This is a genomic window from Aquimarina sp. RZ0 (assembly GCF_008370685.1).
Taxonomy (GTDB): Bacteria; Bacteroidota; Bacteroidia; order Flavobacteriales; family Flavobacteriaceae; genus Aquimarina.
In genome coordinates, this window is record NZ_VTZU01000119.1 from 1 (window position 1) to 12,782 (window position 12,782).

Below are 12,782 nucleotides of genomic sequence, written 5' to 3' on the forward strand. Positions count from 1 at the left end.
ACTTGAGTCAGCCCTTATTGGATATCACCAAGACGGATAGCTATGTTGATACAAATGCCAATGGTATCATTGATGCCGGCGATACGATCAATTATGTCTTTACAGTGAGTAATACGGGTAATGTAGATTTGACTGGTATTAGTGTTACGGATTCAGGAGCATTGATAACACCAGTTACAACTATAGATTTAGCAATAGGAGCAAGTGATAATAGCACGTACACTGGAACATACATACTTACTCAGGAAAATATTGATTCAGGAAGTTATTCTAATCAGGCAGTAGCAAGTGGGTTAGATCCTAATAATATTACAGTTACCGATGCTTCTGATGATCCCGATGATCTTACAAATATAGACCCTAATAACGATGGTAATCCAGATGACCCAACAGTATTTATAATAGCCCCTGATGGAGCGATAAGTATGACTAAAGCTGCTAATATTCCTGCGGACGGTTCTTATGATTCGGTTGGAGAGATTATAACATATACAATAGAAATAACTAATGATGGTAATGTAACACTTTCTAATGTATTAGTGACAGATCCCAATGCAGATACAATTACGCCATCTACTATAGCAAGAATAAACCCCGGAGAAACTGTAACAGCAGTAGCTACTCATATTATAAACCAAACTGATATAGATATGGGAAGTGTTACAAACGTAGCTCAGGTTACTTCAGAAGATCCTAATGGAACTCCAATTGAAGACCTTGCTTCGGATGATCCAAATACTACAGATCCCGATGATCCAACAATCACAATAATAAATCAGGCTCCTGCGATAGAATTGACCAAAGCAGCAGATGCGCCAGTAGATGGTGACTACGATACGGTAGGAGAACTGATTACATATACTATTGTAGTAACCAATACCGGAAATACAACCCTTGATAATATTATCGTAAGTGATGCCAATGCAGATATAGGAAGTATTAATCCGGCAATTATAGCGACATTAGAACCAGGAGCCAGTACCGTAGTTACTGCGTCACATATGATTACCGAGGCGGATCTTAATGTAGGATCAGTAACCAATGTAGCACAAGTTACAAGTGAAGACCCACAAGGGAATCCTGTAGAAGATTTAATGTCTGATGACCCTTCAACACCAGACCCAGACGACCCGACAATTGTTGTGATGATAGATATGAATCAATCAATGGCTGTCACCAAAGCGGCAGATACTGATATGTTTTCTGGAGTAGGAGATGTAATTACATATACGATACAAATTACTAACAATGGGAATGTCAATCTTACAAATCTCGTATTAACAGATGACAATGCTACAATTTTAAGCGGAACACCAATACCAAATTTAATGCCTGGAGAAAGTACTATTGTATTAGCCGAACATGTAGTGACTGCAGAAGATATGATAAGTGGTCAGGTAATCAATATAGCCAGTGTAACAGCAGATGATGCTGCGGGTACATCTATAACAGAAACTTCAGATGATCCTAACAATCCTACAGATATAGATCCAGATACTGATGGAGATCCGGATGATCCTACTATTAGTCTATTAGATAGCGATGGTGATGGGATTCCTAATATAGATGATTTGGATGATGATAATGACGGGATTACCGATATAGAAGAACAAAATGGTGATCCTAATCTAGATACAGATGGAGATGGAGTGGTTGATAGTCAAGATCTTGATGCAGATGGAGATGGAGTGAATGACGTAATAGAATCAGGGCATGGTCAAATAGATCTGGATGGAGATGGAAGATTAGATGGTCCATTTGGAGATGATGGTATTCCAGATATCGTACAAGATGACCCTGATGACGGTATTGTCAATTATGTTCCTCAAGATAGCGATGGAGATGGAACTGATGATTTTCAGGATGTCGATGATGACGGGGATGGAGTAGATACAGCTGAGGAAAATCCAGATTCTGATAATGATGGAGATCCAAATACTGGAGATACACAAGACTCAGATGATGATAGTATTCCAGATTATTTAGATACAGATGATGACGGAGATGGTATTGATACTATTGATGAAAATCCAAACCCAGATAATGATGGAGATCCGGATACAGGAGATACACAAGACACTGATGGAGATAGTACTCCAGATTATTTGGATGATGATGATGATGGAGATGGCGTTGATACTAGTGAAGAAATAGATTCAGATACTGATGGTAATGGTCCCGATGATACGGATAATGACGGAACTTCAGATTACCTGGATATCGATGATGATAATGATGGGATATTGACTGTAGATGAAAACCCTGACCCTAATGGCGATGGAGATCCAGAAGATGCAATTGATACCGATGGTGATGGTACTCCAGATTATCTGGATTCTAATGGTCCGATTGATCCAGATGCAGAGGATGGTATTCAGATATTTACCGGTATTACACCTAATGGGGATGGTATCAATGATGTGTTTGTAATTAATGGTATACAAAACTTAGAAAATACCCTTGAGATTTACAACAGATGGGGAGTGAAGGTCTATGATGCCAATAACTACGGTAGAAATGATACTTTCTTTAGAGGTATCTCTAACGGAAGAGCAACAGTAGAAGAAAAAGATGAGCTGCCTGTTGGTACTTATTATTATGTTCTGGAATATATCCTTACCACTGGTGAGCGTAAGAACAGAGCAGGATATTTATACATCAATAGATAATTGATCAAAGCAAAATTCCTGTGTGTATACTAAACGCAGGTTAAAACATAATATATATGAAAAAAGCATACATAATATTAATTCTTGCAGTCTTTTTGAGTTGTATCAGTCAAAATGCCAATTATGCACAGCAGGATGCTCAATATACCCAATATATGTATAATACAATTAGTGTGAACCCTGCTTATGCAGGTAGTAGAGGAGTTTTGAGTATTACAGGTTTGCATCGTAGTCAATGGGTTGGGTTGGACGGAGCTCCGCGTACACAGACACTTACCCTGAACACCCCTCTGGGCGAAGAAAATAGAGTAGGGTTAGGAATATCAATTATTAATGATGAAATCGGACCGACAGATGAAACCTATTTTGATATTGATTTCTCTTATACCATTCCGACATCCGAAACCGGAAAACTAAGCTTTGGACTAAAAGCAGGAGGACATTTGTTAAATGTAGATTTTCAGCGATTAAGTCAATTTGATATTAACGATCCAAATTTTGAAACTAACATAGATAATAAATTCAGTCCTAATGTTGGGGTAGGGATTTACTATCATACCGAACGATTTTATTTTGGATTAAGTGCTCCTAATCTTCTGGAAACTGATCATTTTGATGAAGATGCTACAGTAGGTAATAATAACTCATCTACGTTTATTGCAGAAGAGCGAGCAAATTATTATCTAATAGCAGGTCATGTATTCGAGCTAAATGATAACCTAAAGTTCAAACCAGCGGTATTAAGTAAGTTAGTCTTTGGAGCACCTTTACAAGTAGATGTGTCTGCTAATTTTTTGTTATACGATAGACTAACTTTTGGTGTTGGATATAGATGGAGTGCAGCTTTTAGCGCATTGGCGGGTTTCCAGATTTCTGATTCGTTGATGATAGGTTTTGCATATGATAAAGAAACTACAGAATTAGGAAGAACACAGTTTAATGATGGTAGTTATGAGGTAATGTTACGTTTTGAATTGTTTAGAAAATATAACAGAATGTTGACACCACGTTTCTTTTGAAACACACACTGTTAATCAATAAAAATAAAAAAATGAAAGAAGAAATTATCATTTCTATAAAATTATCTGCTTAAACCAATTATTCAGGGTATTAAGAGCAAAGTATAAAAATAAAAAGATTTATGATGAACTTAAAAAACTACTTTATAAATATATCTTTAAGCATTATTTCCTGTTGTGCAGTACTTGCACAAGAAAAACGTTTAGAAAGGGCAAATGAAAGTTTTGATCGATATGCTTTTGTAGACGCACGTAAGATTTATTTAAACGTAGCCGAAAGCGGGTATGCATCTGCAGATTTATACAAAAAATTAGGAGACTCATATTATTTTAATGCCGAATTAGAAGAATCTGTAAAATGGTATGAGGAACTCGTAGGAAGTTATTCAAGCGAAATAGATCCTGAATATTTATTTAGATATTCTCAGAGCTTGAAAAGCGTACAACGTTATACAGAAGCGGATAAAGTGATGGAGCAGTTTAATACAGTTACAGGTAATGATCAACGAGCAGGATATTTTGTGAGTACACCAGATTATCTACGATTTATTGAAATGCAATCAGGACGATTCAAGCTTAGGAGATTATACGTGAATTCTGAGTTTTCTGATTATGCTCCTAGTTTTAATCATCAGGGACAAATGGTATTTGCCTCTTCACGTAGAGGTGGTAATTCTATGATAAAAACGGTACATGAGTGGAATGAAATGCCTTTTTTAGATCTTTATATCTCAGATATACTAGGGGATAGAAAAGTGTTGACAACTCCCAAAAAAATAAAAGGAAGTATCAATACGCGATTTCATGAATCATCGACTTCTTTTAGTAAAGATGGACAAACGGTATATTTTACCAGAAATAATTTTACCAAAAAAAAATTAAGATCTAATACAGCTGGTACAATTTTATTGAAATTGTATAGAGCAACGTTGAATGGAGAAAAATGGACAAATGTAGAAGAAGTACCATTTAATAGTGAAGAGTATTCTGTAGCCCATCCAGCATTAACTGCTGATGGAAGAAAATTATATTTTGCCAGTGACATGCCAGGTAGTAAGGGGCAGTCCGATCTTTATGTTGTAGATGTTTATGAAGATGGAAGCTATGGAGAACCAAGAAACCTTGGTGATAGAATTAATACAGAGGGTAGAGAAACATTTCCATACATAAGTGATTCAGGCAAATTGTATTTTGCCAGTGACGGTCATGTAGGTTTAGGAGGGCTTGATATATTTATAGCAGTGCCAGAAAATAGAGGTTTCTCAATCCCTTATAATGTAGGGAAACCTATCAATAGCTCAGAAGACGATTTTACATTTGTACTTGACGAAGATACTAAGATTGGATATTTCTCAAGTAATCGCTATGGCGGAAAAGGAAATGATGATATATATAGTTTTGAGCAAACAGAGGATTTAATCACAACCTGCAAGCAATATGTAGGAGGAATCGTAACAGATGCATATACAAGACGTCTGTTACCATATGCAGATGTAGTCTTGCTTGATGCTAATAATCAAGAGCTGGATAGAACAACTACAGACGCAGGAGGAAATTATAAATTTGATGTATCTTGTGAAACTTCTTATATCGTGAGAGGATCATCAACAGAATACAGCCCTACAGAAGCACCTCTTCTTACAAATTCAGCATTAGAATATACACATCAGTTACCATTACAATTAGGAAAAGGAGGACTTAGCGGACAATTAGTGCGCCCTGGTGATGATCTGGGAAAAATATTAAACTTACAGATTATTTATTTTGATCTGGATAAATCATATATAAGACCAGATGCAGAAATAGAGTTACAGAAGATTATAGCTGTGATGAAAGAATACCCTCAAATGAAAATAGATGTACGTTCGCACACAGATAGTAGAGCATCGGATGATTATAATATGTATTTAAGTGAGCGAAGGGCAAGAAGCACCATAAAGTATATCATAGAAAAAGGAGGAATAGAAAGATCTAGGATTTCTGGTAGAGGATATGGAGAAACATCATTAATTAATAATTGCGATAACACCGCAGAATGTAGTGAAAGTGAACATCAGGAAAACAGAAGAAGTGAATTTATTTTATTAGAATAATTTTAAAATTAATATAGTAACATTTTTTATTAGTGTGTCTGCCAAAACCTCTCGATATATGTGGGGTAATTTTCGAGAGGTTTTTTACACCTGATATTGATATCATTGTTACAAAGTATTTTAGTATTTGTTTAATTAGCCTTAATCAAACCTAAAATAAGTTTGATACTAAGAAAATGTATCAATTGCGGAGTGTTTAGTTTTTTTATGGAAAAATGCTACACTTCAAAAGTTTTGAAATATGTATAGTTTTTATTTTTATATGACGATGGTAATAAAAACTTAGAGCAAACAATTTTTGATATTTTGAAATTAGATTGATACATCGCCTCCCGATTCGAGTGGGTAACGAACGGGAGGTTTTTTTATCAAATTAAGAAGAAGTGTATACAGCATGGCTAAAAAATCAGTAGTTTAAAACTTTGAATACTCCTCACATTGTGAACATATCGAGATACTTGAACTATTGTCAGGTAGTAAAATATTAGGATTATTTGGCTGAATTTTAAAAAATATAGGTAAACTCATCTTGAGAAGTGGTTTTCAATCAAAAAAATTGGCTTTTGTGCTATAATGAAGTAGTTTTTTTCAGCATAGCCATACGGTTAAAAAAGCCAACAAAATTAGCGTGCAATATGTAAATTTTGTAAGTCAAAGCAGTACTCAAGATGAGTTCGGTATTAAAAGTTTAATTTAATGCCAATGATAAAAAGTCTAACTGATCAATGTTTCATATTTTAGCACCCTATGACAGATCACAAATTACTAACATATTTAGAATCATTTCTTACACCAAGACGATTAGCACTATATAAAAAAGTAATAGCACAGCGCACCAATTACTTTACAGTAGCAATAGAAGATGTATATCAATTGCATAATACAAGTGCAGTGATACGTAGTTGCGATGTCTTTGGTATACAAAATGTTCATGTGATAGAAGAAGTGAATGCCAAACGCATCGATAGAGAGATTGCTATGGGAGCCCAGAAATGGGTAGATATCAATCGATATACCACAACCAAAGAATGTATAGCAAGGCTTAAAAATAAAGGGTACCAAATTGTAGCTACTACACCACATGATGACGCTGTAGAAGTTAAAGATTTTGATATCAGTAACCCGGCTGTATTTTTCTTTGGCAGAGAACAACAAGGGCTAAGTGATATAGTTTTAGAAGCAGCAGATACAAAACTTCACATTCCTATGGTAGGATTTACAGAAAGTCTTAATATATCCGTTTCTGCAGCCATTATTTTACAACAGCTTACCACTCGATTAAGAAATAGTAAGCTATCTTGGCAGTTGTCCGAAGAAGAGAAACTTGAAAAAAGAATGGATTGGACTAAAAAAGTGATAAAAAGCCACGAGAAAATTATTGAGAGATATAAAGAAGGGAATTCTTAAACAAGGAGGCTTTTAATTATTCTTTATCATATTGCACACAAGTATTTTAATGTCTTGCGCAGAAAAGGTGTTATTATACCATTGTTAAAAAACGGAATTCTTACCTAATGAGTAAACAAGTTTCACCGCTATTTGTTTACGTATTAACCGTATGTGGATATTCTCTCTTTCCATTAACTTTGAAAAAAACAAAACAGATTAACTTTTTTTTCCCCCTTTAAACGATAAGTTCTTCTTTTTTTTGAAGAAAAAAAGAAGACTGATATGATTGTTTTTTAATTTAAAAGATCAAAGTTATAATGGCCATCAAATATGAAGAAGTATTACATTCTATTACTTATATGTATTGTTAATTTTTTTACCATTCAAGCTCAACTTAGTAATGAGCATTACTTACCTCCTCTAAAACAAGGAGGCAATAATCAAGCAATCAGACAACAAGCATTTTATTTGTCTACACCAGAAACAATAGCTTTTGATGTGAATGTATTTCAGGGGACTAATGCAACTCCGGTAGCTGCCATAAATATATCAAGTACATCTTCCGGACAATATAATGTTGCTGATGGGGATAATAATATCACATTGGTAACTAATACTAATACAGGAGTAGTTTTGAATACGAGTGGTTTGCGTTTTGAATCTGTTGGGGGTCAGGAATTTTATGTAAACTATAGAGGTAGATCTAACTCACAAGCTACTTCATTGACATCAAAAGGAAGGCAATCTTTGGGAACTCTTTTTAAATGGGGAGGCAGACCTAATTTTGGTAATGGTCAAACGAGTCTCAACGCTACCCTGGGGATTATGGCTACAGAACCCGGTACAACGACTATTAATATTTTTGGATATGGTACTGATTGTGAGTTTAGGTTGCAAGGAGATAATGACGGAATTACGGATGATACTCTTACAATATCATTAACTCAGGGGCAGACATATGTACTGGAAGCAGTAAGAAATGCAACGAATGCTAATATTGATTGTTGGTTGGGAGCTACCATTCAATCCGATAAAAAAATAGCGATTTCCAATGGAAATTTAAATGGAGCGCCTAGAATAGGATCTAACAGCAGGGATGCATTAATTGACCAACCGGTTCCCGAAAATGTACTCGGAAGAGAATATATTTTTATCCGGGGTAATGGGGTAAATGATACCGAAACTCCTATTATTATAGGAACTCAAAATGGAACAGATATTTCTGTAGCGGGTGTAATAGTAGCAACTATTAATACAGGAGAATATTATGTGATTGATGGTAGTAATTATTCGCCACCATCAGTCAGTGGGAATATGTATGTTACTACCTCCAAAGAAGTATATGCCTACCAACATTTATCTGGAGCTAGTGGAATCTTTACAGGTGGATTGAATTTTATAGCTCCTGTAAACTGTTTATTACCCGATAACCTGAACAATATATCAAATATCAGAGATGTCGATGGACGTAACTTTGATGGAGGTATTACAATTGTTGCATCAACAACAACACCCAATGCAAATATTGTAGTCACAGATAATACAGGACCTGTAGGGTTAGTCAATGAACAAACTGTAAACGGGACAGGAGATTGGAAAACCTTTTATATCCCTGGATTGACAGGAAATGTATCAGTACAATCGACGGGGCCTATTGCCGTAGGTTTTTTAGGAGTAAATGGTGCCGCTGGAATTGCAGGGTATTTTTCAGGTTTTGATACGGTACCAATTGTAGAATTGGATGTAACGGGAGGTGGCTGTTTACCAGGTTCAGATGTTTTTGAAATTTCTGGTAATTTTGATGCCTATCAATGGTTTGAAAATGGAACTGAAATTACTGGAGAAACTAATAGTGCTTATACTCCAATGGAACCAGGAGATTTTTTTGTGAGAGTCACTCGAGGTACCTGTACGTATGATTCGGCTATTTTATCAGCTTACAACTGTGATCCTGAAATAGTATTGACCAAAACGGTAGATGCAACCCCTGTAGTCGAAGGTGATACAGTAACTTTTACAATAACAGTAGAACATCTGGGAGTTAACCCTGTTACTAATTTGGTGATAAATGATATGTTACCTCCAGAGCTTAGTTTTGGTACCGTAACTCCTAGTTTTGGTTCCTGGACTGCTCCAGACTGGACAATTGGAAATATGTTCAGTGGCGAAGTTCATACCCTTACGGTAGAAGCTACTGTTAACGAAGTGTCAGCAGGAATAACAGTGACGAATACGATTAGTAATTCACAAGACCAGATAGAAGCAAATACCATAACAGATGACCTTACAGAGGATGTTACTATTATTAATAATGAACTAAATATAACCAAGGTAGATCAGGCAGCTATAGATGGTAGTTATGATACAGTTGGAGAAGTAATTACTTATAACTTTGTAGTGACAAATACAGGAGATCAGATACTTCCGAGTGTTACTATTTCTGATCCTAATATAGATTCCGGAAGTCTTACCCCGCCATCGGTAAGTAATTTGGGTATTGGAGCTTCAGCGAATTTTACTGCAACACATACAATCACTCAAGATGATATAGAAGCAGGTCAGGTTATTAATTCGGCAATGGCAGAAGGAACACTATCAAATGGTTTTGTGATTACCGACATTTCTGATGACCCTGATAATCCTAATAATACGATAGATGATCCAACCATAACTCCTATAGATCAAAAAGGGGCATTAATACTTGAAAAAATAGCACAACCCTCTCCCGATGGATTATATGATAGTCTTGGAGAAGCTATTATTTATGAGTTTACCGTTATCAATACAGGTAATGTAAGTATTAATAATGTAACCATTACAGATTCTAATATAGATCCTGGGAGTATAAGTCCAACATCAGTGGCGAATCTACCTGCCGGAAGCTCAGCAGTATTTACAGCCACACATACTATTGTGCAAGCAGATTTTAATGCAGGGAATACAACAAATTCTGCAACTGTTACTGGGACCGAAATTATAGAAGGTGACTTGATTATGGATACCTCTGATGATCCTACAACATTGGCACCCAATGATGCAACTGTCGTGAGTATTCCGCAATTTGGTCAATTAGAAGTAACAAAAGTTGATAGCCTGCCTGGTGATGGTGCTTTTGATACTGTGGGAGAAACAATCACATATACTATTGTTGCAACCAATATAGGTACTGTGTCCCTCACAAATGTTAATGTTGTAGATCCTAATGCAGATACTATTACTTTACAGAGTACGACCGGTACAGATGGGGGAGGAGATGAGATAGTGGATAATTTGGCACCGACAGAAACGGCAACTTTTATTGCTACTCATCAGATAACTCAGGAAGATCTGGACAATGCCGAAGTAATTAATACTGCTACTGTTGGAGGTTTAGATCCAGTAGGAAATAGTGTTACTGACCTTTCAGATGACCCTAATGATCCAGCTACCAGTGACAGTGATCCTACCGTTGCAACCTTAGTTTCTACACCGTCATTAACAGTTTCAAAATCTGCTGATGATCCAGGGAATGTTTCTGAGGGGCAACTGGTTATATATACTTATATTGTTACCAATGCCGGGAATGTAACTTTTGATGAAGTCAGTCTGAATGATATACATTCTGGTACAGGAACACTGGGAACACTTGTTTTACAAAACACTACTGGTATTGATGATGGAGCAGATAATGATGTTGACCAGCTAGGACCAGGAGCTACTGCTACCTGGTTAGCAGAATACGTGATTACGGCTGTTGATATAACGAATCAGTTGGATATAACCAATACAGTCACTGTAACCGGAACTCCAAGAACAGGGAGTATAACAGCTCCTACAGCAGACGAAACCGTAACGGTTAATCCTATAGAAACTATTTGTGGGGGAATAACATTGGCACATGATTTAACAAATGATGTGGATCCATCCATAGTTTCATTTAGTTGGTCAGCAGCAAATAATCCACTAGTAAATGGCGAGACAACATCTACAACATCTACAACTGATATAACGGATACGCTTATAAATATCGCAAACTCAGATCAGGAAGTGGTTTATACTATAACTGGTTTTGATGTTGGAGGAGTAATTAGGGATGTATATACATATACCGTAACTATATTACAAACCCCCATTCCAAACAATAATGTAAATCAAACAATCTGCAGCGGAAGAACATTAAATAGAAGGTTGATCAATGATATTGATAATTTTAATGATAACATCAATTTTTCCTGGTCAGCAGTGGATAATCCAAATATTACAGGTGAAACCATTACAGCTTCTTCTGATAATAGAATTCAGGATACCTTAATTAATACTAGTACAGTGGCTCAGGAAGTTGTATATACAATTACGCCTACTGCTACTAATGGTTGCTCTGGGAGTTTATATATATATACGGTTACGGTTGATCCAATGCCTACAGGAACGGCAGCTACAGAAAGAATTTGTAGTGATGAAGTGCTGAATCATCAGCTAGCGAATGATGTAGATTTAGTAGGTGTGACTTTCAGTTGGCAAGCTGCGGATAATCCTAATGTTACAGGAGAAACCACTTCTGTTTCTACAGCAGATGAAATTACTGATAGTTTGAATAATGCTAGTGGAGCGTTACAAGATGTTATTTACACTGTAACACCAACAAGTACTGATGGTTGCGTAGGAGCAGCTTTTACAGTTACAGTTACCGTAGAACCTGAATTAGAAGTACCTTCTGATGATACAGAAACTGTGGAATGTCTATCAGATGCTACTCAACCTGTAACTCCCATTGTAATGGATATCAATGGAAATACAATTATTCCAACGATTACTGAAAATACAGATCCAACTTGTGAAGGAGAAAAGATATATACCTTTACATATACAGACTGTGCAGGAAATGATAACATATATATGTACACATATACGATCGATGATACAATACCACCTACAGGAACAGCACCAGCCGACATCACAGACCTGGAATGTATTACGGATGTTCCTTCCGCTGATGTAGCTTTGATTACAGATGAATCCGATAACTGCTTGAATCCTGTAAGCGTTACTGTAGCAGATACCAATAATGGTGGAAGTGGTTGTAATGGAGATGCCTATATAGTCACACGTACCTATACCTTAACCGATTGCGGTGGTTTGACAACCGACTTAGTACAAACCATCACTGTAGAAGATACGACTCCACCTACAGGAACAGCACCAGCCGACATCACAGGCCTGGAATGTATAACGGATGTTCCTGCTGCTGATATAGCTTTGATTACAGATGAATCCGATAATTGTTTAAATCCCGTAAGCGTTACTGTAGCAGATACCAATAATGGTGGAAGTGGTTGTAATGGAGATGCCTATATAGTCACACGTACCTATACCTTAACTGATTGCGGTGGATTAACCACAGACTTAGTACAAACCATCACTGTAGAAGATACCGAAGCACCTACAGGAACAGCACCAGCCGACATCACAGGCCTGGAATGTATAACGGATGTTCCTGCTGCTGATATAGCTTTGATTACAGATGAATCCGATAATTGTTTAAATCCCGTAAGCGTTACTGTAGCAGATACCAATAATGGTGGAAGTGGTTGTAATGGAGATGCCTATATAGTCACACGTACCTATACCTTAAC

Annotated in this window: 5 protein-coding genes; all 5 read left to right on the forward strand. The window is 36.4% G+C overall.

All coding sequences use genetic code 11. The features are described from left to right. Positions 1-2,669 (forward strand): gliding motility-associated C-terminal domain-containing protein (locus tag F0000_RS25630; protein ID WP_188112288.1); only part of this gene is annotated, 2,669 nt, incomplete at its 5' end. A 56-nt stretch (positions 2,670-2,725) separates the two neighbouring features. Next, entirely contained in the window at positions 2,726-3,688 is a 963-nt protein-coding gene (locus F0000_RS25635) for a type IX secretion system membrane protein PorP/SprF (RefSeq protein ID WP_149627559.1), read from the forward strand. 122 nt (positions 3,689-3,810) lie between these two features. Beyond that, entirely contained in the window at positions 3,811-5,781 is a 1,971-nt protein-coding gene (locus tag F0000_RS25640; protein WP_368668151.1) for an OmpA family protein, read from the forward strand. A 747-nt stretch (positions 5,782-6,528) separates the two neighbouring features. Further along, the gene (locus F0000_RS25645; RefSeq protein ID WP_149627561.1) at positions 6,529-7,188 is read left to right on the forward strand and encodes an RNA methyltransferase; all 660 of its coding nucleotides are present in this window, start codon (positions 6,529-6,531) and stop codon (positions 7,186-7,188) included. A gap of 312 nt (positions 7,189-7,500) precedes the next feature. After that, the coding region (locus F0000_RS25650) for a PKD-like domain-containing protein (RefSeq protein ID WP_149627562.1) at positions 7,501-12,782 on the forward strand (5,282 nt) is incomplete at its 3' end.